The following is a 22036-nucleotide window of genomic DNA, read 5'->3' on the forward strand; positions in this document are numbered from 1 at the left end:
ACGACGAAATCGAATTCTAACGAATTACCGATTTCTGTCCCACTCTCTTTCTTCCTTATAGGATATTTTCATATTCATCGCGGACAGATTGAGGCCAGACACTAGTTTGGACTTCACCGATATGTTTCTTACGAAGCAAGAACATAGCCAAACGAGATTGTCCGATCCCTCCACCAATTGTAAGTGGGAAAAGACCATTTAACAAAGCTTTGTGCCACTCTAATTGGAGACGATCCTCGTCCCCTGTGATCGCAACTTGGCGGCGAAGCGTATCTTCATCGACACGGATTCCCATTGAAGACAACTCAAAGGCTGAACCTAGAACGTCATTCCAGACTAGGATATCACCATTCAAGCCCTTGTAGCCATTTTCAGACTCTGTTGTCCAGTCATCGTAGTCAGGTGCACGGCCATCGTGTGGTTTGCCATCTGCAAGCTCTCCACCAATCCCGATCAAGAAAACGGCTCCGAATTCTTTGGCAATGGCATTTTCACGCTCTTTTGGAGTTAAATCTGGATAGCGTTCCACCAACTCTTCTGTGTGAACGAAGGTAATTTGTTTTGGAAGAACTGACTCAATGTCATATCGCGCTTCTACTGCTAGTTCTGTTAAACGAATCGCCTTGTAGATTTTTTCAACCGTTTCTTTGAGGTAGGCGATATTGCGTTGACCATTTGGGATGACTTTTTCCCAGTCCCATTGGTCTACATAAACAGAGTGGATAGCGTCTAGCGAATCTTCATCTGGACGAAGAGCCTTCATATGGACAAAGAGACCTTCTCCTTCGCCAAAACCAAAACGTGCCAAGGTATGGCGTTTCCATTTTGCAAGTGAATGCACGACTTCATAAGTCTCATCAGGAATTTGAAGGACCTTTACAGATACCGGATGTTCAATCCCAGAAAGGTTATCCTGCATCCCGTCTCCTACCTTACTCAAAATTGGCCCTTGGACTTCAATGATATCCAATTTATCTTTTAAATACTGCGTAAACGTCGTTTTAACAAACGAAATTTCTTTTTGTTGGTGGATAAAACTTTTTTTCATATAGTTCCTCATTTATAGACATTTTAGAATTGATTATACTCCTTTTTCAATCAAAATCAAGTCTTTTCATTCGTTTTCAACTGAATTTTTCTCTTGCAAAAAGGATTCATTTTTGATAAACTGTATGTAACTTTTAAAACGTTACATAGGAGAAGCGACATGTTTGATGCAAAAAAACTAAAAGAAAGACGCCTGGAAAAAGGCTTGACCCAAGCAGATGTCTACGAGGATCTCAAGATTTCTCGCAAGACTTACTCCAGTTGGGAGAATGGCTTAGCGGAGCCGCACGAAAAAAATCTCAGGAGGTTGGCCAAGCGCCTCTCCGTTAAAGAGGACTACTTTATTAACAAAGACTCCGCACTCTACACCTACCCTTTATTAACCCCACCTCATCAAAAGAAAGTCGACCAGTTGGCCAGCCAGTTATTTGAACAGCAGCAAAAAGTTGTTTCCTTGACTGCTTATAAGGTTCTTTCGATTGAGTTGGCAGCCGGTTTAGGACACACCTTTTATGACAACGAAACGGACTATGAAACTGTCTATTTTGACCAAGAGATCCAGCACGATTTCGCTTCTTGGGTATCAGGTGATTCGATGGAACCTCTCTATCCCAACGGCTCTGTTGCCCTCATGAAGCAGACTGGCTTTGACTATGATGGGGCTGTCTACGCCCTCATGTGGAACGGAAAGACCTATATCAAGAAAGTCTATCGGGAGGCTGAAGGCTTGCGCTTAGAATCCATCAACCCTGACTACGATGATTTATTTGCTCCCTATGAAGACGAGCCCAAAATCGTCGGCATTGTGGTCGGGCATTTTCTTCCACTCGAGGTTTAAATATGCTATTTGATTATTCACGTGAGCCTCATTCTGATATTGCTTTTGTGGATATGAAAAGTTTTTATGCCAGTTGTGAATGTGTCCGTCTGGGGCTCAATCCCTTGACGACTTCTCTTTGCGTCATGAGTCGAAGCGACAATTCTGCTGGCCTAATTTTGGCCAGCTCTCCCGTTTTCAAACAAGTCTTTGGCAAGAAAAATGTCAGCCGTAGCTACGACCTACCTTTTGACCTCAAAACCAGAAAATTTAATAGCTACGTCGCTAAAAAACAAGGATTGCCAACAGATCCAGCCTTTATTGCATCCATTGAATCCTGGGCCAAGAGGACCCTAATTGTGCCTCCACGGATGAATGCCTACATTCAGGTCAATATGGAGATTCAAAAAGTCTTTCAGGAATTTGCAGCACCAGATGATATTTTCCCTTACTCGATTGACGAAGGCTTTATCGATCTGACTTCTTCCTTAAATTATTTTATTCCAGATCCCTCCCTCTCTCGAAAGGAAAAACTGGATCTCCTTTCTGCCAGAATCCAAAAAAGGATCTGGCAGGAAACTGGCATCTACTCTACCATCGGCCTCAGCAATGCCAATCCCCTTCTTGCCAAGCTAGCCTTGGACAATGAAGCTAAGCATTGCCGAAATATGCGCTCCAATTGGTCTTATGAAGATGTAGAAAGTAAGGTCTGGAAACTGCCCCAGCTTACTGATTTTTGGGGCATTGGACGTCGGACTGAAAAGCGATTGCAAAAGATCGGGATCTCGTCGATTGCAGAACTGGCCCAGGCTCACCCAGATCTCTTAAAGAAAGAATTCGGAGTCATGGGCCTTCAACTGTGGTTCCATGCTCATGGCATTGATGAAAGCAATGTCCACAAGCCTTATCGTCCGAAGTCACGAGGCATTGGCAACTCTCAAATCTTGCCCTATGACTACCATCTACAAGCTGATATTGAACTGGTGTTTCGGGAGATGGCTGAACAGGTGGCTATTCGCTTGCGACGGAAAAAAAAGAAGACCCAACTGATCTCCATTCATGCCTCCTACTCCAAAATCGAGGGGCTTCCGTCCATTCACTGCCAGCAAAAGATTGAGCCTACCCAATCCACCAAGGTTTTATCCGATACGGTTCTGCGGCTCTTTCGCTCCAAGTACGAAGGAGGAGCCATTCGGCAGATCGGCGTTTTTTATGGAGAACTTGTCGAGGAGTCTCTTCAACTCTTTTCTCTCTTCGATGATCCAGTAGCCTTAGAAAAAGAGGAAAAACTCCAGCAGACCATTGACCGCATTCGGGACCAATTTGGCTTTACCTCTCTTCAGAAAGGCTCCTCATTACTAGAAAACTCACGCGCCATTGCACGCAGTAAACTAACAGGCGGACATTCCGCAGGAGGCTTAGATGGATTAACATGATCGACCGTTCTTATCTCCCTTATCAATCCGCCCGCGAATTTCAAGATCGTGGCATGGCCAAATGGGCTGGCTTCTTTTTATCCGAGCACACAACCGCCCTGCATACAAAAGAAATTGACCGCAGTCAGCTCACGGTTCTTCCACTTGCTGAAAAGATTCAGCTTCTGGAGCAGGCCTTTCAACAACAAACGACGATCTCGATCACAATTCTAGAGGGGAATCAATTTGCAACCTACACAGGTTCGATTCACACCTTATCTGCTTCTGAGGTTCTTCTCAAAAGCGATGGCCACTACCACCGTCTCCTCGTAGACTCTATCATTTTTATTGAATCTGAGGAAACACCCTATGAAACCTATTCAGACTAAACACGAATTACAATTTGATTATTTTTCGGAGAATTACCACCAATTTGAGATGGACTTTTACAAGTGGGCCGCTACTTCTACGCCGCTCGTCTTTTTAGAAGACGATATTCTCCACTCTATGGCAGCAGGCCAGCGAAACTACTTTCGTCTTCACCACACCAAAAGTCGGGATCATCGAGACCATTATTTCTATTTTAAGGTTTCCACACTCTCCCAATCACCCCTGACCCGTATTTACACTTATACAGGCCATCACTTACAAAAGATAGATCCTCATCAGACAGAGAAAAAGGATAGCTTGATCTGAGAAGCTATCCTTTTTCTTAATTTATGGGATTCACTACAGTCCTTACGAGTGATTAGAATCCATCTACGTTTGTGTAGATTTTTTGTACGTCCTCGTCGTCTTCAAGAACGCTGTAAAGTTTTTCAAATGTTTCCAAATCTTCACCTGACAACTCAACTTCTGATTGAGGAATCATTTCCAATTCTGTTACTTGGAATTCTTCGACACCTGATTCACGCAAAGCAACGATTGCTTTGTGAAGATCAGTTGGAGCAGTGTAGACTGTGATCGTTCCTTCTTCTGCTTCGACATCATCTACATCAACATCCGCTTCAAGCAAAAGTTCAAAGATAGCATCGGCATCATCACCAGCAAAGACGATAACACCTTTGTTGTCAAAGAGGTAAGATACAGAACCTGAAGCTCCCATGTTCCCACCGTTTTTACCAAAAGCAGCACGGACATTGGCAGCTGTACGGTTAACGTTTGACGTCAAGGTATCAACGATCAACATCGAACCATTTGGTCCGAACCCTTCGTAACGTCCTTCTGTAAAGGTTTCGTCAGTGTTTCCTTTTGCCTTATCGATCGCTTTATCAATCACGTGTTTTGGCACTTGCGCTTGTTTCGCACGGTCAATAACGAATCTCAAAGCAGTATTTAGTTCTGGATCTGGTTCACCCTTTTTAGCAGCTACATAGATCTCCACACCAAATTTAGCATACACTTTTGAGTTGGCACCATCTTTGGCAGTTTTTTTGGCAACAATATTGGCCCATTTACGTCCCATGAGGATTCTCCTTAAATTTTTTCAAATTATTTTCAATCTTTAACATTATATCACAAATCATCGAAGTTAGACTAGATTTTTCTATTTTTAGAAAGGGGATTTTATAGGAATTTTCTTCGAGTTGGGAATTTTAAATAGCTATCCTAACTATCAAAAAGATCCTCTTTTAAAGACTTAATAATGATCTTTAAAAGAGAGGAAAGCGACACCTGACTCATCTAGCATATAAATCAGGCGATTCTCTGCATCAATCCGTCTTGACCATGCTCCTTGAAAGTCATATTTCAAAGGCTCAGGCTTACCAATCCCTGCAAATGGGTCCCTTTGGATCTCTTTGATAAGGGTATTGATTCGCTTCAGTGTTTTTTTGTCCTGACTTTGCCAGTAACAATAATCCTTCCAGGCATCTTCTGTAAACTTGAGTAACATCTGTTACCCCTCAATCTCATGGAGTTGAACCTGACCAGCTCGGACTTCTGCCATGCCCCGCAAGACCTTATCTGACAATTCCTTGTTCTGAGCTAGTCTCAGGGTTTCTTGTAGGCTGTCCCACTCGCTCTTAGAGATGACCACAATATCTTCGTCTGGATTCTTATTCACGACCGTCAAAGGCTCAAACTCATCATTCACCTTCTTCATATAATCCTTCAAATGATTGCGGAATGTTGAATAAACGACTGCTTCCATTGCCATACCTCATTCTACCTCTTTTCTATTATTATACATGAAAAAGAAAAACTTGTCAGGAACTTGTACAAGTTTTTCCTTCTCCAATTAATTATTCGTAAAAAATTTCTAAATTTGGTAAAAAAAATCTACTGTCTAAAGGAATTTTTAGACAGTAGATAAACACTGTTTCCGTGCATCATAAACTTCTTGCCTTACGTGAATGTGAGCAGAGAAAATTTACGTCAGATTGTTTATTCTTCCACCCTCACAGGCACTCGACCCCAGATCTGCTCTGGCAATTGGGGATTACCTAGCTGATACACCTGATCCGCTTGTTGGGTCAAACTGTCCCAAGGTTCCTTACCAATTCGAGTCACAATTTCTACTGATTTTTTCAAGCCTTTGAGGTGGGCTTGCCCCTTTGCGGAAAATCCTAAGACATGAATGGCGTCGGGAAGAGCTTGATCCATCGCCCCTACCAAGATGTAGGTCAAGATGCGGCGGACACGAGCCTTGGTATAGCGCTTGGTTGCGACTTTCTCCACTAGGTCTTCCACAGAGTTAGCACTTCGAATCGCATCCTTTATCCGATGGGCCAGTTCTTCATTGACTTGAAAAATCTGTGTCAGATCCGGATGTGTTAGGATTTGATAACGGAGCAGTTGGTCATAATCCTCCCAAGATACCTGTGGAGCCGACTGAAAGAGTTGGCTATTGGGCATGAATTTAGCGACAAAGTCCTGATCTTCCTTGTGTAGGCGTAGACTAGTCGCAGAAGCATAGGCCGCCTCTTTTTCTTCTGAATGGTAGCCTGCACCTTGCCGTTGGATAGCCTTAAGCACAATCCCCTTCCCAGCACAAGCCTTGGCATAAGCCAGCCCTAGAATATGATTGGGAGTATCCCCTGTGAACTCCACTCCAGCAAAGGTTTCCCACATTTTTTGCGTTTTCTGTGGATAGGATAAATCGCCTGAAAGACTTCGCAGGAAAGCTTCCATTTCCGCTTCTTTCTCCGAATAAACAGTCGCAATCGCTTGGTAATCTAAGACCTCTTCTGTCCCAAAAGTCAATTGGTCGATTCCTAGACGGGACAAGATTTCTACCGCTCCCTTAGCAAAATGATCAGCCGACTGAACAGCCACGAGAAAGGGGAGCTCAACCACCAGATCCGCTCCATTTTTCAAAGCCATCTGGGCCCGTGTCCACTTGTCTACAATGGCAGGCTCCCCACGTTGAACAAAATTCCCAGACATGGCCACAATCTTCAGCCCTTCTGCCTGTTTAAGCAGGTACTTGTGACCATTGTGAAAAGGATTAAATTCTGCAATAATACCTGTAATTGTCATACTGTCCTACTTCTGTGCCACGAAGAACCATCGTTTGCTGGTCTTTGTCGGCTCCTTATCTTCAAAGTCTGCGTACAATTTGAAAGATTTAAAGCCAGCCTGCTCCAATAAGATGTCATAGGTTAAAACTTCATAAGTGCGTTCCTCATGGACTTCATCGTGGCGACTAAAGCTGCCATCCTCTTCTTGGACAAAGAAGGTCAGCTCATGGACGATCGAGTGAGGTGCCGCATCCTCATAGGTATCCCAGAGCATGGCAAAGTCTTCTGCATTTTCGTGGTAAGAATAGCCTGGAAAAACCTCATCCGTCTGGTAGGTCGAATGGACATCAAAGATAAAGACCCCGTCCTCATTGAGGGCATTGTAGACTTCTTTGAAGACATCCCCTACTTCTACCTCGTCCTGCATATAGCAGATAGAATCCGAGTAGCAGGTTACAAAGTCATAAGTTCCTGCTTGCGACAGGTCCAGCATATTGCCCTCGATAAAATCAATCTTTTGCTTGGCTGAAGCAGCTCTCTTTTCGGCAATCTTCAACATGTCAGCACTCAGGTCTAACCCTGTCACATCAAATCCAGCTTGAGAAAAGCGAACAGACTGAATCCCTGTCCCACAAGCCAATTCCAGTAATTTTTTCTTATCTTTTGTCTTTGGGAGATGGCGGAGGGAAAAATCCGTCCACAAATCATACAGACTGTCATCCATGACCGCATCATAGACCGCCGCAAAGGTTTCATAAGTAGCCATATTCATGATACAAAGAGCGTTAAAAGCAAAGAGAAAATAGGAAACTTTCTGCCGTATCGTCAGATACAAAGGAAGTTCCTCTTTTTCTCACAGCTTTTAGCTCGTGTTCAATTATCAAATTAACCAAACACGAGGCCCCATCCTTTCTTTCCATAGAATTTCAATTTAACCAACAAAACTCAGTTGCTACCAACTGAGTTTACCTGCTTATGCTAGGGCTGCTGAAAGATCGACAGCACTTGCTTCGTGCCATAGCTTTTCTAGGTTATAGTGGGCACGCATTTCTTCTGAGAAGACATGAACCACCACACCACCTAAGTCAAGAAGGACCCAACCTCCAGCTGAATCACCTTCGACGTGGCTGGCATTGCCACCAGCTTCGATGACTTTCTCGCGAATATTTTCAGCGATAGCCTCCAATTGGCGGCTGTTCATAGAACTTGCGATGACAAAGTAGTCTGTCACGCTGGTCAAGCTTTGAACATCCAAAGCCACAATGTCTTCCGCACGCTTTTCATCTGCTGCTTTGACAACTAGTTCAAGTAGTTCTTTTTCTTTCATGTAATCCTCTTTCCTTAAAAAATTGATTGGTAATCTAAGACATCCGCAAAACGTTCTGCCCAAATATTTTCATAAAATTCATTAAGCGTTTCTGCCGGAATATCCTCTCCATCAAAGGTTGTGACAGCCCCTTCTGGAATAACCAACTTATAACCGTATTCAAACCCCACTTTGACGGATGTATCGACACAATATTCTGTCTGCATACCACACAGGACCAGTTGTTCAATCCCTTGTTGATCCAAGTATTCTTTTAATCCTGTCTCTTTAAATATGCTATTGTATCGCTTCTGAAATACCTTCTCATCTGCCTGCCTCTTCAGCAGGGGCGATAATTGCCAATCTTCCGAAGTTAAAGCCTCTGGCGTTTCAATATGCTGCATGTAGATGATTTCAACCTGCTGTTTTCTAGCCTGTTCTTGTAAATAAGCAATCTTCTCCAGAAGCTTTTCGGTCTCAAAACCTGTTTCCACTAAGATATTTTGTACATCAATAATGATAAAAGCTGTCTTCACTCACTGCTCCTCTTTCAAATACTTCACAAAGGCGTTATAGGTTTCAAGGGTTTGGGGATAGATCGGCAATCCTTGGTGAGCTAGATGTTCGACTGTGCGAGCTGTCTCATAGGCCACGGCACGATCCAAAGAGACTTGGGCGATATCACGTGCTTGATCTACCCCTGGAAAGGCCCGATTGTGCTCAATGTAATCCGCCACATAGACAATCTTGTCTAAGGTTGACATCTGTCCACTCCCTACAGTGTGAATCTCAATACTGCGAAGAATGGCTGGATCTGTCAGTCCGAGGTCTTCTTGGATCTTGTATATCCCGACCATCCCATGCCAGACATTGTTACCCCAGTTTTTTAATGCTGGATCCAGCTCATAGCGATCGATCAAGTCCAGAAATTCCTGATCTGATAATTTCTTGGCGTAGTCATGTAAGAGACCTGCTAGACCAGCCTGCTCTTCGTCAGCCCCATAGCGTTTGGCCAAGTCACGCGCAGCCTTCTCAACTCCTAAACAGTGAGTTAGCCGCTTTTCTGGCAGGATTTGGCGCATTTTTTCAAGCAAGACCTCACGAGAAAAGCCTAGATAGTTTTCATAGGTCATTGATACAATCCTTCTTTCTTGATGTAGTCCAAGACTGGTTTTGGCAACATAAAATTCGGCGTCCGGCCTTTAGCTACAAAATCGCGCACCATACTAGAGGAGATGTCCATTAGAGGAACGTCCACCCAGATAACCGGATAAGAAGTCCCTGCCTTATAGCGTGGTCGCTGGACCCCGACAAATTGCACAATCTCCACCAATTCATCGATGCGGTGCCATTTTGGTAAATAATCCACCATATCTGCACCAATGATAAAGTAATAATCTGTGTCTGGATCCCGTTCATTGAGCAATAGCATGGTGTCGTAGGTATAGGAAATCCCTTTCCGCTCGAGCTCAATCGTCTCGATCTCTAGACCTTCAATGCCTTCAATAGCTAATTCCAGCATCTTAAGGCGATGGTGCTCTGCAATCGTCCCCTTGACATCGACATGCGGTGGCTCATACTCAGGCATCAAGAGCACCTTATCTAACCCTAATTGTTGGCGCACTTGATCCGCAACGACCAAATGGGCATTGTGGACCGGATTGAAATTTCCACCCAAAATACCAACTTGTTTGCGTTTCTTGTCTTTGATCTCTGGCTCTAACTCTACCTTGGTAAAGGGAGTCAATAGTTCAATTGCCATAGGTTTGCTCTCCTCGATGTCTTAAATTTCTTTTACCTTCGCTGAAATTTTACGATTTTCTTTTTTGCTCGATTGTTTGAACAAGATGAGAATCCGACCAATCTTTTGGACCGTTTCCACACCGATTTCTTCTTCCAAGATTTCTGCTACTTCATGGATATTCTCATCCGTATTTTGAAGAAGAGTTACCTTGATCAGTTCGCGCGCATCTAGCGCTTGGCGCACACTGGTTTTAATTTGGTCATTGAGCCCGTTTTTCCCGATTTGGATAATGGGTTTGAGGCTGTGGGCTTGGCTGTTGAGGAAAGCCCGTTGTTTAGATGTTAATGTCATGCTTTTACTTCCTTTTTTGTGATCGTTATTTTAAGTGGTGGGGACGGCCGGAACTAATTTTTCAAAGATTTCATCTTTGAAAAATGGATTTCCTCACCTCAAAATGGAGCCTTGGTCTCCATTTTGCCCTTGCCAATCGATCGATTGGCAACTACACCACGGCAATAACGATCTCTTTATGAGCTCACTTTGTTCGCTCTTCAGATATATTTTTTCCTGTTTTTTTAAATGATAGCTTTGCGGGTAACGACGGCGACGCCTTCTGGTGCCCAGACGGCTACTTTGGCTTCTCCATTGACGCGGATCCAGCCCAGTCCTGAGATGACCAGGTCTGTCTTGTCCTTGATGGTAAACTCATGAGAAACCAAGGGTGGGAACTCTTCTTTTTCCTTGCTGTTAGGAGGAGTTAGTAAGCCACCGACATGCTTGTCATAAAAGGCCGTCGCTCCTTCTAGCTTGGTTCGGTGAAGCTTGAGTTCGTTGTCAAAGAAGGCGGTGAAACCTTGCTTTTCCCCCTTAATAAAGTCAAAGCGTCCTAGACCACCCAAGAAGAGGGTTTGCTCTGGATTGAGCTGATAAGTCTTAGGCTTGATTTCCTTTTTAGGGCTGACATACTTGAGATTTTTTGCTGTCAAGTAATGAGCCATCTGGTGACGATGGATAATCCCTGGTGTATCGTAGATGTAGGATCCATCGTCCAGTGGGATTTCGATCTTGTCCAGTGTCGTCCCTGGGAAGCGAGAGGTCGTGATGATATCCTTATCTCCAGTGATTTCTTGGATGATTGCATTGATGAGGGTCGATTTCCCAACGTTGGTCACACCCACCACATAGACGTCACGGCCCTTACGGTACTGTTCAATCTTTTCCATCAAGTCCTTGATAGCACTCTTGTTTTGGGCAGAGGTGAGGACCACATCGACAGGACGCATGCCTTCTTCGTGGGCCCGCTCCATCAACCAATGGGTCACCTTGCTGTCCTTGACAGACTTGGGCAAGATGTCTTTTTTGTTTCCGACCAGGAGGACATCATTTCCTGCTACAAAGCGAGGTAAACCAGGAATGACAGATCCATTAAAGTCAAAAATATCCACTACATTGACCACGAGAGCATCACTATCCCCTACTTCGTGAAGAAGTTTTAGGAAATCATCATCTGTCAGATGCACATCTGTGATTTCATTGTAGTGACGGAGACGGAAACAGCGTTGGCAATAGACTTCTCCTGTTTCCAAGCCCTTTTCAAGAGCTGATTGGGGAGTATAACCCAGCCCCTCTTTGTTTTCTGTCTGAATGGGCGCTCCACAGCCAATACAGAATAATTCTTCCATTCTTAAATTCCTTTTTTATATACAATTGGACCATATTTCTCGGCCATTTGCTTCATAACACGGCGTTCACGCGCCCGGTTGATCTGCGTCTTGATCGAGTCATGCTCGACCAAAGGCTTGACCAAAATCGAACGAATGCCTGCACGATGGGCAGCCCGGATATCCGTCATCAGTTGATCCCCGACCATGACCACTTCATTTTTCTCATAGTGGAAACGTTTGAGGGCACGATCAATCCCAAAAGTAAAGGGCTTGAGCGACCAAGCTTCATAGTCAATATCAAATTTCTCAACAGCGCGTTTGACCCGTTTGGGACTATTATTAGACACCACGATAACCCGAATCCCTCCATCACGAAGGTCATGCAACCATTGGCGCATCTCCGGAGTCCCATCCGGATTATTCCAAGCAATCAAGGTGTTATCCAAATCCACAAGGACCGCCTTGATACCTTGTTTTTTCAAGTCTGCAACGGTGAGATCATAGGCTGCTTCCACCGCAAAATCTGGTTTGTAATTTTCGATTGACACGTTTTTCTCCAAACATTCGTATTCTCCCCATTATAGCATAAAATGGGCTTTTTAGCACGGATGACTTGATCTCAGAGGAGAGGGCTACTTATAAACAAATGGAGAATGTCTTCGTTACTCTTTCTAGACAAAAAAACTTTCCAAAGAGGAAAGTTCTACTGTTAGAGTAGAGAACAGTTTCATTCACAAGTTGTACTATTCTCCATTTTTTTCTTTTCGTAATGTTGATTCATGAAGTTTTTGAAGCGTCAGTATTATTCCTTCAGCTCCTTCTCTTTCACCTTTTTTAATATGAAGAACCTTAGAGAATTTCTTAAAATCTTTTTCAGCATCACCAGGAGAAATGCGAATATCCACAGATTGCCATTCACCTTTCTTCTCCTCAAAATCTACTAATGCGACAACAAAATTATTTCCCACGGTCTGCCCAACTGCCAGATGATTCGCCACGTTTCCAAACAATCCATCATAAAATATCGGATTAGGTACCGCAAATAAGATAATATCTTTTCTCTTTAGATCCCCATCAATACTAGCGATAGGGACTTCGTCCACATTTTCCAGTACCGGCAAGACTGTATCAGATTTTAAGGAAGCAATACGTAAGGAATCATTATATGGTGAATTTGGATTCATAATTTTATCATAGCTGTATAGATACTCCGTAGCCATACAAAGAAAGAACAAGAAAAAAGGCATACATACAAGCACAAAAACAAGTTTTTTTCGTCTTACCAATTTGTGAAATGAAGTATAAATAGGGTAAATTGATAAAACTAGTAAAATTATAAAAAATACACCAAATACCTTCTCAACATTACTAAAAGCTATTTCCCATAATTTCTGATGGTATAAATGTATATATTCTTCCACTACATCCTCCTCTAATACCTATGATACTTATTTTAGCTTCCAATTACATCATTATACCATCTTTTAAGACTTTCATCACCTTCATCACCAGAGCTTGCAAATAGACTAAAAAATGGTATAGTAGAAGAAAAAGAACTCGGAATTTTTTATGAAACAAACAAGCTTAAAAGAGGTCTCTCCTCTTCTCCAGCGCATCATTAATTGGTCCTCCATCATCGGAGCTCTTGGGACCTTGGCCTTTTGTATCTGGGCCTACTTTGCTGGCATCCTTCAATCCAAGGAAACTTTGTCAGCTTTTATTCTCCAAGCAGGCATCTTTGGACCCCCTCTCTTTATCTTTCTTCAGATCCTTCAGACAGTTGTCCCTATTATTCCCGGCGCCCTGACATCTGTAGCAGGTGTTTTCATCTACGGTCATATTATCGGGACCATTTATAACTACATCGGCATCGTCATCGGTTGTGCTATTATCTTCCATCTCGCCAGAATGTACGGACCTAAGTTCGTCCAATCTATGGTCAGCCAGAAGACCTATGACAAGTACATTGGCTGGCTCAATGAAGGCAAGCGGTTCGATCGCTTCTTTATCTTCATGATGATCTGGCCCGTTAGTCCTGCCGACTTCATCTGTATGCTAGCAGGTCTGACCAATATGACCTTCAAACGCTACATGACTATTATCATCCTCTGCAAACCCATCACCCTGGTCATCTACACCTACGGCCTAACCTATATCATCGATTATTTCTGGAAAATGGTCTAAAGCATGACACCACCTCCTAAAGACTAGGAGGTGGTGTTTTTGTAGTTCTATGAATAGTTTATTACTCTCTATTTCACAACCCAACCAATCGCGTCTGCAGGAGGATTGTCCACATCGATCCAGATGAAATCAATACCGATTTCACCGTTTTTGAATTTAGTAAGACGGATACCATTGATTTCTAACTGAGATAATTTCTTACCCGTTAAGATCTCTCTGTCTTTTAACTGAAAGACCCCACGAAGAATCCAATTCCCAAGGATTTCTTGCTTATCAGTTGATTGAATGGCCTTCCCAGCCTCTTGGTTGATATAGGCCGTAATCACATCACCTGATGATAAAAATCGTAGCTTAAAGGTCCGTTCTTCTTTTGGGAGCACAAGTTTACTTGTACCTGGCTCAAACCTTCCAATATCTTTACCAAAAAAGTCCGGACGCTCCTCATGAAAATGTTTGGAGTCTGGAAGAGGAATATACACTTCACTGACTGGACGATACACCAGCTGTTCAATTTCTTTGATTAGTTTTTCATTACCCGTCTCGTGTACAAAACGAATCAAGTCCTCGCGAATAGCCTTCATCTGGGCTTTTTCTTCCTTGGTAGACCACTTTTTCAAGAGAATTTCTTCTAAAGAGAAGGTCACAAAAGCTAGTTCTTCTGGAGCGAGGCTATCTTTAAATTTGTCCTGAATCTTTAAAATCCGTGGCAAGCGCTCCTTCTTGGCCAACTTTGATCCACCATTAAAAGCATTAAAGCCAGAATTTTCTTCTACATTTCCACGCTTATCTGTGATCACCCACGACACCGTCTCAAGAATCTCCGAATCACTTTTTTCTGAGGTCAATAAGTGAAGGTGTTCAAAGAGATAAAAGGGATCTTCGACATAATTCACATCCCAAGTATCAACCACAATCTCCTTATTCCTAAAGGTCATATGGAGCTGACTATCTGCGGCCGTGTACTTGTAGTCATGATGACCATCTGTAAAACGGAAATTTGTCGGATTGTTCTTGGTTGTCGAGCCTAAAATCTTGAGATGGTCTAGATCAACGGGCAAATAAGTCGTCTCTCCTACATGGATCTGAGGTTTGTGACCTTTCGAGGTCGGCATCAAGACATGATAGACGGCTTCTACATGACTAGAATCAGAATGAAACCCCTTTATGAGTGCTTTGGATGATTCAATCCGTTGATTTCGCAAGGTCGCAATCTCACGGGCCAGTTTTTCATATCGGGCATCATTTTCTTTATCAGCTGTTTCCTTGTCCGGTGAAATATCAGCCTGAAATCGAATTTCACTCAATAGTTCATTCCAAGACTGTGAATCTTTCTTGAATTGAGCAATCTTTTGGTCCCCTGAGTCCAAACCAAAGGATTTAATTCCAACCAAATACTTATGTTGCTCATCAACGACCAGCGAAGCATCATAAGAGGTGTTGGCAATATCTTCCCCAACAGCATGAAAAGCTTTTTGGAAAACAGTCTCTTGGAATTTTGAATTGACTATCGGAGCAACGTAGTTTTCTCGATCGTTAAAATCTTCGGCTTCAGCTTTTTGAGAAAATGCTTCACTCAGACTAGCAAAATTGGTAATGAGCGTCTTGTATTTTTCTTTTTGTTCATGTTTAAGGTTTTCCCACATCATTTATTCCTCACTTATTATTTAAGTATATCAAAAGAAGACTAGATTTTCACTAGTCCTCTTACTTATATAATTCGTTAAATAATGCTGTAAAACTCCAAATTGCCACGTTTTTTTACCAATCTGAAATAATCTTCGTCAGATAAAATGGCAAGGCCATCCTCATAGGAGGCAATCTTCTTCTCTGCTTCCTCATAAGTGGAGACAAAATCTTTCACATAAGACTGTCCCTCGAACTGACCATTCATCTTGGTATAGATAATCGCGAATTTTCCGGAACGATCCAGTTGAGACGGACCATTGCTCTCATTAAGGGCAAAAGCAATCCGCTCTGCGATGCGTTTAATTACAGGGACTACCACACTATTTCCAGCCTGTTTATAGAGTTGGCCATTGGAAACACCCTCAGGCAACTTGAAGGTCTTTGGATAACCTTGTACATTGAAGGTTTCCTTTGGTGTTAACTTACGAATCTCCCCACTGTCAGTCAAAATCAGAGGGACATTGTGCCCACCTGTTCCCATATTGGCTGTTAAAGTAGGAACAACGCCATTTTTATTCTCACGAACGTATTGACGACGCCACTGGTAAACCGTATCTTGACTGGTCACGTTGGCCTTAAGGTCAGCGTAGAAATTTTGCTTGCCTTCTCGATAATAGTAGGCTTCATCTGGCTTGGCACCAAAATCAATAACATCAGCCAAGGTCGTTGTCAGCTTGATTTCCTCTGGGAATTCAAACAAGTCATAGGCTTCCTTGGTATCAAAGCCGACAATGTAGATCCGCTCACGGTTTTGTGGGATATTTCCGTAGTCTTTTCCGTTGAGAACCTTCCACTTGATAAAATAGTTGTTCTCGGTCAAGGCTTCACGAATAACCTTGAAGGTATTGCCATGGTCATGACCGACCATATTCTTGACGTTTTCGATGAAGATAGCGCGAGGTTTACGCCCCTCAATCATGCGAAGTAATTCAAAGAAAAGATCCCCACGATCATCATCAAAGCCCTTGCGGTAACCCGCAATACTAAAGGCCTGACAAGGGAAGCCTCCCATAATCACATCCACGCGCTCAGCTGGAATTTCTTCCGGCTGCACCGCATGAATATCACGACTATCCAAATGCGTATTTGGATAATTTAAACGATAAGTCTGACGCGCATACTTATCAAATTCATTGGCATACACCACTCTGAACTCGTTGGTCTGTTCAAATCCCAACTCAATTCCCCCAACACCTGAGAAGAAAGCTGCAATGTTGTACTTCTCAGAGCGGTTCGAACTTACAGAATTTGTCATGTAGTTACCTGCTTTCTTCTTCTGCTAAACTTACTAAATTTAAATCAGAATATCTTTCAGAGTGAACAATAGGATATGTTGAATAAACGTGATCTATGAAATCGTTCCAGTACAAAGATTTTGTCTCTAATATCACCTCATCAATAATTGATATTTGTAGTGAAGTTAACGAACGATAATCTAATAGCTCCTTATCAATATTAGAATTTATTATATATTTAGCTGTACCAAATGCGGAATATGTCTCATTGATTGAAAGATCTTTATCTGCTTTAACAGCTTCAATAACATCCGAAACATACGGTCCGTAGTGATCAAATTTCCACTTTATATTAGTCACTTGCTCACGGTACTTTTGAGCATACTTCCAATCAATCAAGTACACTAACTTAGTAAGTTTGGTTTTATTTAATTCCGAAGACTCAGGATAGTGTCTAACCAAGTATCTCACAACGTTATCAATGATTTTATTCATACAACACCTCCTAATTCAAATTATTATTCATCAGATAATAGAGATACGGCATAATCAACGGATCTTCATCTAAACGCTTAGTGATTTCCTCTTCTGATGAAAAGTTTCCTATTTTAGGATCAATTGACTCAATTACTAAAACTCCAAATGTTTTCTCTTGAGATTCATCATAAATATTCCTTACGTAAAAAGAACGACTTTTCATCGAAATATTTCTTAAAACATCTGGATCAAATTTTATTCCTTGTTTTGAATAGTATTTTTCAAAATAAGTATTGAATCCATCCTCATCTTCTACATCAGGAAACTCATCCATCATATCAATATAAAAAATCGGTTCACTTCCCCAACATTTCGAAATAAAACCCTCATCATGAGGATAAGTTTTTCGAGCTTGTTTTTTAAATTCTTCATTTTTACTGTGTCGAGTTAAAATGACAAAATCAGATTTAATCTCATCACGCCTATATAATGAAATTCTGTCATGATGTCCTAACTCCAAACTTTTAAAAAGTTGAAAAATAAATTTTTGAATATTAGAGTCTATTATACCAGAATACATTCCTATTGTCTCTGTAAGCTCATCATGTTTTATTCTGGAAGATTGAAGTCTCAATTCGAGATCATTTATCTGATCTTGTTTTTCTTCAATCTCATCGTTCAGAGAAATAATTTCAACCTCTGCATTTTTTGAATCAACATTATGTAAGTTTTCAATATCTTCAATATCCTGCTTATATTTTTCAATAATTTTTTCTTCTTCATCAAAGATTTTCTTTGTGGACACATACTCCATCAGAATAAATAAAAATAAATTGAAAATACAGAAAAAAACAATATACCACCAATGCTGATTAACTATATCACTAACTCGAGGAAAAGCTAACAAAACTGGTACTAAGTAAACTGTAAAACGCAGGAGGAAGAAACCAAAAAATTTCTTCCATCCTTGATTTTTACAATGCTCAAAATAGTTTTTTAAAAAGTCTGTAAACTTATTAGAGTCAATCATTCAACTTATACCAATTTCTTCATCTCATCAATCCGCGCTACGGTCGCATCGTACTTCGCTTGGTAGTCGGCTTGTTTGTCGCGTTCTTTTTGGACGACTTCTGGTTTGGCATTGGCTACAAAGCGTTCGTTAGAGAGCTTCTTACCAACCAAGTCGAGTTCTTTTTGCCATTTGGCTAATTCTTTTTCAAGACGGGCCAATTCTTCTTCGACATTGAGAAGGTCAGCGAGTGGCAAGTAGATTTCTGCGCCTGTGATGATGCTTGACATAACCAAATCAGGTACCTCTACATCTGCCGCAATTTCCAAGTGTTCTGGGTTTGTGAAGCGTTTGATATAGTTAACGTTGTCATTGAAGAAGGCATCGAGCTTGCTGTCGCTTGTCTTAATCAAGATAGTGATTGGTTTGCTTGGTGCTACGTTCACTTCTGCACGTGAGTTACGTACTGAGCGAATCACGTCTTTAAGAGCCTCAACGCCAGCTGCAGCTTCTTCGTTTTCAAATTCTGGACGAACTACTGGGTATTCCGCAGTCACGATTGTTCCTTCAGAGATTTGGCCGTAGATTTCTTCGGTTACGAATGGCATGATTGGGTGAAGGAGACGCAAGATTTGATCCAAGGTGTAAAGAAGGACAGAACGAGTGATGACTTTTTCGTCCTCATTATCACTGTAAAGCACTTCCTTAGTCAACTCCACATACCAGTCCGCAAACTCATCCCAGATGAAGTTGTAGAGTATGTGACCAGCCACACCAAACTCAAACTTATCGAAGTTTTCAGTGACCTTACCGATCGTTTCGTTGAGGTTGTGGAGAATCCAGCGGTCTGTCACGTTACCTGCTTGACCAGCAGCCACTTTAGCTACATTTTCACGTGCTGCATCCAAGGTCAATCCTTCATTATTCATGAGGATGTAGCGAGAGATGTTCCAAATCTTGTTAATGAAGTTCCAAGATGCATCCATTTTCTCGTAAGAGAAGCGCACGTCTTGCCCTGGTGCAGAACCGTTTGAAAGGAACCAACGGAGGGCATCAGCACCATATTTCTCGATAACATCCATTGGGTCAATCCCGTTACCGAGAGATTTAGACATCTTACGTCCTTGCTCGTCACGGATAAGACCGTGGATAAGAACATTCTTAAACGGTTGGCGTCCTGTGAATTCCAATGATTGGAAGATCATACGAGACACCCAGAAGAAGATGATATCGTAACCTGTTACCAAGGTTGAAGTTGGGAAGTAACGTTTGAAGTCTTCTGCTTCCACATCAGGCCAACCCATAGTTGAGAATGGCCAGAGGGCAGAACTGAACCACGTATCCAAGACATCTTCGTCTTGTTTCCATCCGTCACCTTCTGGTGCTTCTTCACCAACGTACATTTCACCCTCAGCATTGTACCAAGCAGGGATTTGGTGACCCCACCAGAGCTGACGAGAGATTACCCAGTCGTGAACATTTTCCATCCATTGAAGGAAGGTGTCATTGAAACGAGGTGGGTAGAAATCAACCTTGTCGTCTGTGTCTTGGTTTGCGATGGCATTCTTCGCCAATTGATCCATCTTAACGAACCATTGTGTAGACAAACGTGGTTCAACTGGCACACCTGTACGCTCTGAGTGACCAACTGAGTGAGTCATTTTTTCAATTTCGACAAGGGCACCGATTTCTTCCAATTTCTTAACAACAGCCTTACGTGCTTCAAAGCGGTCCATACCGTTGAATTCACCAGCCAATTCATTCATGGTACCATCATCGTTCATAACGTTGACTTGTGGCAAGTTATGACGTTGACCAACCAAGAAGTCATTAGGGTCGTGGGCAGGAGTGATCTTCACCACACCAGTACCAAACTCAGGGTCTGCGTGTTCGTCCCCAACGATTGGGATTGGCTTATTCAAGATTGGCAAGATAACATTTTTTCCAATCAAATCTTTATAACGATCATCGTTTGGGTTAACCGCTACGGCAGTATCCCCAAACATAGTCTCAGGACGAGTTGTTGCTACTTCAAGGGCACGTGAACCGTCTTCCAACATGTAGTTCATGTGGTAGAAGGCACCTTCGACATCCTTGTGAATAACCTCGATATCAGAAAGGGCTGTACGGGCTTTTGGATCCCAGTTGATGATAAATTCACCACGGTAAATCCAACCTTTTTTGTAAAGCTCTACAAAGACCTTACGAACCGCTTTTGACAACCCTTCATCAAGGGTAAAACGCTCACGAGAGTAGTCTACAGAGAGCCCCATCTTGCCCCATTGTTGCTTGATAGTCGTCGCATACTCGTCTTTCCATTCCCAGACTTTATCAAGGAATTTTTCACGACCAAGGTCATAACGAGAGATGCCCTCTTCAGCCAAACGCGCTTCTACTTTAGCTTGAGTGGCAATCCCAGCATGGTCCATACCTGGAAGCCAAAGCGTATCAAAACCTTGCATCCGTTTTTGACGGATGATGATATCTTGCAAAGTTGTATCCCAAGCGTGACCAAGGTGAAGTTTCCCAGTTACGTTTGGTGGTGGAATAACGATTGAATAAGGCTTCGCCTTTTTATCGCCTGAAGGCTTGAAAACATCTTCGTCAAGCCATTTTTGGTAACGACCAGCCTCAACCTCGGCTGGATTGTATTTAGGTGAAAGTTCTTTAGACATGTGTGTGTCCTTTCTAATTATTTCTATTTTTAATGTTGATCTTGAGTCTCCCACTCACTCTTTAGCAAGCCGTATCTCAAATCATCACAGCGATTGCCTTGGGCATCTTTGCGATCCCTTATGCGAGCTTCGAGGGTAAAGCCAAGCTTTTCCGCGACTCGTTGACTTTGAAGGTTGTAACCAAAGCAAGACAATTCTATCTTGTGAAGGTTCAATTCTTTAAAAGCTAGATCAATCAAAGCACGCGCTGCTTCGGGTACATAACCCTGGCCCCAATAGTCTGGGTGCAAGGTATAGCCAATCTCCAGTACATCGTCTTCGTGGCGATGGTTGAAGTCAACAGAGCCGACGATTGTATCAGTTCCTTTGACCACAATGCCGTAACCAGCTGGAAGATTTTCTTTTTGATTGCGATCGGGAAGGATATGCTCTAGGTAATAGATCTCGTCTTCCAAGGTCTTGACGGGTGGAAAGCCTGCTGGGTAAGAGACTTCTGGAAGACTGGCGTAAGCATGGATATCCTCAGCATCAGCCACTGTTCGGACTCGTAAGACTAGACGCTCCGTTTCGATTCGTTCTGGCAGTTCAGCTCTTGTCATTCTTCTTCCTCGCTTTCTTCATAAAGCTCCCCATGGAATCAACTCGATCATCTAGATAACGATAAACGCGCTGATGACCGTCCCCCATAAAGTAAGTCGGTGCAAAATGGTCATTTTTAAAATGCCCCTTGTCATCTAAGAGCTCTGGATCAGCCAGACGGTCTATAATCTTGGCAAAGATATGGCAGATGCCATCTTCCTCGATAATTCGATCTACCTGGCAATCCAAAACGACTGGACAAGCCTCCAAAATCGGAGCCTGAGTCCGTTCAGAAATTTCGTAGTCTAGCCCTAAGTGATTCAACTTCTCCCGATGGCTGATAAAACCAGCCTGCTCCATCTCAAGCATAAAGTTTTCATCAGGGATGTTCACGCTGAACTGTTGATAATGCTTAATCTGGTCAGCCGCATTTTCCTCAGCACCAACCCCTATGACGAGCCAATCTCCCAGGCTATAAGAGGAACTGCAGGTCGTGATATTGTGCCCAAAGTTCTGGTCCTGATACCCTAAAATGAAAATCGGAAAACCATAGTAGAGTTTACTAGTGTTAAAAGATTGTTTCATGACAAGCTCCTTCAGCCAGGGTTGCAAAAGAAAAATCGCCCCTGTCAGATTAATGACAGGGACGAATGTGTTGATCCGCGGTACCACCCAATTTCGGGCAGATGCCCGCATCTTTAATCTTCTTGTTTCACTTTTATGACGTCGTGAGCTCG

26 protein-coding genes are annotated in these 22036 nt (G+C 42.6%); 5 read left to right on the plus strand and 21 right to left on the minus strand.

Going from position 1 to position 22036, the window contains the following annotated elements; genetic code table 11:
• Positions 1 to 55: 55 nt before the first annotated feature.
• On the minus strand, positions 56 to 1048 hold the full coding sequence (gene asnA / locus ADG03_RS00450; RefSeq protein WP_003005888.1) for an aspartate--ammonia ligase: 993 nt from the start codon (positions 1046 to 1048) through the stop codon (positions 56 to 58).
• A 159-nt stretch (positions 1049 to 1207) separates the two neighbouring features.
• On the opposite strand from asnA, the gene ADG03_RS00455 reads away from it, so the two are divergent.
• From ADG03_RS00455 to ADG03_RS00470, 4 genes are read left to right on the plus strand one after another with little or no spacing between them, the layout of a single operon-like run.
• Positions 1208 to 1885, plus strand: a complete 678-nt coding sequence (locus tag ADG03_RS00455) for a helix-turn-helix domain-containing protein (protein WP_049472974.1) — start codon at positions 1208 to 1210, stop codon at positions 1883 to 1885.
• A gap of 2 nt (positions 1886 to 1887) precedes the next feature.
• On the plus strand, positions 1888 to 3300 hold the full coding sequence (locus ADG03_RS00460; protein WP_049472975.1) for a Y-family DNA polymerase: 1413 nt from the start codon (positions 1888 to 1890) through the stop codon (positions 3298 to 3300).
• A complete protein-coding gene (locus ADG03_RS00465; RefSeq protein WP_049472976.1) occupies positions 3297 to 3668 on the plus strand; it encodes a hypothetical protein in 372 nt (123 codons plus the stop codon). Before ADG03_RS00460 ends, ADG03_RS00465 begins: the two co-directional genes overlap by 4 nt.
• The gene (locus tag ADG03_RS00470) at positions 3649 to 3975 is read left to right on the plus strand and encodes a DUF5960 family protein (RefSeq protein WP_049472977.1); all 327 of its coding nucleotides are present in this window, start codon (positions 3649 to 3651) and stop codon (positions 3973 to 3975) included. Before ADG03_RS00465 ends, ADG03_RS00470 begins: the two co-directional genes overlap by 20 nt.
• 52 nt (positions 3976 to 4027) lie before the next feature.
• Here ADG03_RS00470 and ADG03_RS00475 read toward each other — a convergent pair whose 3' ends face one another.
• The 13 genes from ADG03_RS00475 to ADG03_RS00535 all read right to left on the minus strand — a co-directional run bounded on the left by ADG03_RS00475 (position 4028) and on the right by ADG03_RS00535 (position 12875).
• On the minus strand, positions 4028 to 4744 hold the full coding sequence (locus ADG03_RS00475) for a YebC/PmpR family DNA-binding transcriptional regulator (protein ID WP_003005873.1): 717 nt from the start codon (positions 4742 to 4744) through the stop codon (positions 4028 to 4030).
• A gap of 174 nt (positions 4745 to 4918) precedes the next feature.
• Complete coding sequence (locus ADG03_RS00480) at positions 4919 to 5173, minus strand: Txe/YoeB family addiction module toxin (RefSeq protein WP_013903192.1); 255 nt, start codon at positions 5171 to 5173, stop codon at positions 4919 to 4921.
• 3 nt (positions 5174 to 5176) lie between these two features.
• The gene (locus ADG03_RS00485) at positions 5177 to 5431 is read right to left on the minus strand and encodes a type II toxin-antitoxin system Phd/YefM family antitoxin (protein ID WP_003014291.1); all 255 of its coding nucleotides are present in this window, start codon (positions 5429 to 5431) and stop codon (positions 5177 to 5179) included.
• Positions 5432 to 5664: 233 nt separating this feature from the next.
• Complete coding sequence (locus ADG03_RS00490; RefSeq protein ID WP_049472978.1) at positions 5665 to 6759, minus strand: nucleotidyltransferase; 1095 nt, start codon at positions 6757 to 6759, stop codon at positions 5665 to 5667.
• A gap of 6 nt (positions 6760 to 6765) precedes the next feature.
• On the minus strand, positions 6766 to 7506 hold the full coding sequence (locus ADG03_RS00495) for a class I SAM-dependent DNA methyltransferase (protein WP_277754530.1): 741 nt from the start codon (positions 7504 to 7506) through the stop codon (positions 6766 to 6768).
• A gap of 207 nt (positions 7507 to 7713) precedes the next feature.
• On the minus strand, positions 7714 to 8067 hold the full coding sequence (gene rsfS, locus ADG03_RS00500; RefSeq protein ID WP_049472980.1) for a ribosome silencing factor: 354 nt from the start codon (positions 8065 to 8067) through the stop codon (positions 7714 to 7716).
• Positions 8068 to 8081: 14 nt separating this feature from the next.
• Positions 8082 to 8582, minus strand: a complete 501-nt coding sequence (locus tag ADG03_RS00505) for a cysteine hydrolase family protein (RefSeq protein WP_049472981.1) — start codon at positions 8580 to 8582, stop codon at positions 8082 to 8084.
• Positions 8583 to 9179 carry a bis(5'-nucleosyl)-tetraphosphatase (symmetrical) YqeK gene (yqeK, locus tag ADG03_RS00510; RefSeq protein ID WP_013903187.1) on the minus strand — a complete coding sequence of 199 codons (597 nt, stop codon included), beginning with the start codon at positions 9177 to 9179 and terminating at the stop codon, positions 8583 to 8585.
• Entirely contained in the window at positions 9176 to 9808 is a 633-nt protein-coding gene (locus ADG03_RS00515) for a nicotinate-nucleotide adenylyltransferase (RefSeq protein ID WP_049472982.1), read from the minus strand. The genes yqeK and ADG03_RS00515 overlap by 4 nt, the downstream gene beginning before the upstream one ends.
• Before the next feature lie 21 nt (positions 9809 to 9829).
• The gene (yhbY, locus tag ADG03_RS00520) at positions 9830 to 10141 is read right to left on the minus strand and encodes a ribosome assembly RNA-binding protein YhbY (protein WP_003005853.1); all 312 of its coding nucleotides are present in this window, start codon (positions 10139 to 10141) and stop codon (positions 9830 to 9832) included.
• A gap of 224 nt (positions 10142 to 10365) precedes the next feature.
• Entirely contained in the window at positions 10366 to 11472 is a 1107-nt protein-coding gene (gene yqeH, locus ADG03_RS00525) for a ribosome biogenesis GTPase YqeH (protein WP_049472983.1), read from the minus strand.
• Positions 11473 to 11474: 2 nt separating this feature from the next.
• The gene (locus tag ADG03_RS00530; protein WP_045759146.1) at positions 11475 to 12002 is read right to left on the minus strand and encodes a YqeG family HAD IIIA-type phosphatase; all 528 of its coding nucleotides are present in this window, start codon (positions 12000 to 12002) and stop codon (positions 11475 to 11477) included.
• Positions 12003 to 12197: 195 nt separating this feature from the next.
• Positions 12198 to 12875: a hypothetical protein gene (locus ADG03_RS00535; protein ID WP_239667193.1), complete on the minus strand. Its 678-nt coding sequence runs from the start codon at positions 12873 to 12875 to the stop codon at positions 12198 to 12200.
• Positions 12876 to 13023: 148 nt separating this feature from the next.
• Between ADG03_RS00535 and ADG03_RS00540 the strand changes: the two genes are divergently transcribed.
• Positions 13024 to 13638: a TVP38/TMEM64 family protein gene (locus tag ADG03_RS00540; protein WP_009732361.1), complete on the plus strand. Its 615-nt coding sequence runs from the start codon at positions 13024 to 13026 to the stop codon at positions 13636 to 13638.
• A 68-nt stretch (positions 13639 to 13706) separates the two neighbouring features.
• Here ADG03_RS00540 and ADG03_RS00545 read toward each other — a convergent pair whose 3' ends face one another.
• The 7 genes from ADG03_RS00545 to ADG03_RS00575 all read right to left on the minus strand — a co-directional run bounded on the left by ADG03_RS00545 (position 13707) and on the right by ADG03_RS00575 (position 21884).
• Positions 13707 to 15281, minus strand: a complete 1575-nt coding sequence (locus tag ADG03_RS00545; RefSeq protein ID WP_049472984.1) for a hypothetical protein — start codon at positions 15279 to 15281, stop codon at positions 13707 to 13709.
• A 77-nt stretch (positions 15282 to 15358) separates the two neighbouring features.
• Positions 15359 to 16579 (minus strand): DNA cytosine methyltransferase, encoded by a 1221-nt coding sequence (locus ADG03_RS00550; RefSeq protein WP_049472985.1) that lies wholly within the window; start codon positions 16577 to 16579, stop codon positions 15359 to 15361.
• Positions 16580 to 16583: 4 nt separating this feature from the next.
• The gene (locus ADG03_RS00555; RefSeq protein WP_049472986.1) at positions 16584 to 17054 is read right to left on the minus strand and encodes a Panacea domain-containing protein; all 471 of its coding nucleotides are present in this window, start codon (positions 17052 to 17054) and stop codon (positions 16584 to 16586) included.
• Positions 17055 to 17064: 10 nt separating this feature from the next.
• The gene (locus ADG03_RS00560) at positions 17065 to 18066 is read right to left on the minus strand and encodes a hypothetical protein (protein WP_049472987.1); all 1002 of its coding nucleotides are present in this window, start codon (positions 18064 to 18066) and stop codon (positions 17065 to 17067) included.
• Positions 18067 to 18071: 5 nt separating this feature from the next.
• Entirely contained in the window at positions 18072 to 20720 is a 2649-nt protein-coding gene (locus tag ADG03_RS00565; protein ID WP_049472988.1) for a valine--tRNA ligase, read from the minus strand.
• Positions 20721 to 20749: 29 nt separating this feature from the next.
• On the minus strand, positions 20750 to 21319 hold the full coding sequence (locus ADG03_RS00570; RefSeq protein ID WP_049472989.1) for a GNAT family N-acetyltransferase: 570 nt from the start codon (positions 21317 to 21319) through the stop codon (positions 20750 to 20752).
• On the minus strand, positions 21306 to 21884 hold the full coding sequence (locus tag ADG03_RS00575; RefSeq protein ID WP_049473000.1) for a flavin reductase family protein: 579 nt from the start codon (positions 21882 to 21884) through the stop codon (positions 21306 to 21308). The genes ADG03_RS00570 and ADG03_RS00575 overlap by 14 nt, the downstream gene beginning before the upstream one ends.
• Positions 21885 to 22036 lie beyond the last annotated feature (152 nt).

Origin of the sequence: Streptococcus parasanguinis (genome assembly GCF_001069785.1) — a bacterium.
In the GTDB taxonomy this organism is placed as follows: domain Bacteria; phylum Bacillota; class Bacilli; order Lactobacillales; family Streptococcaceae; genus Streptococcus; species Streptococcus parasanguinis_T.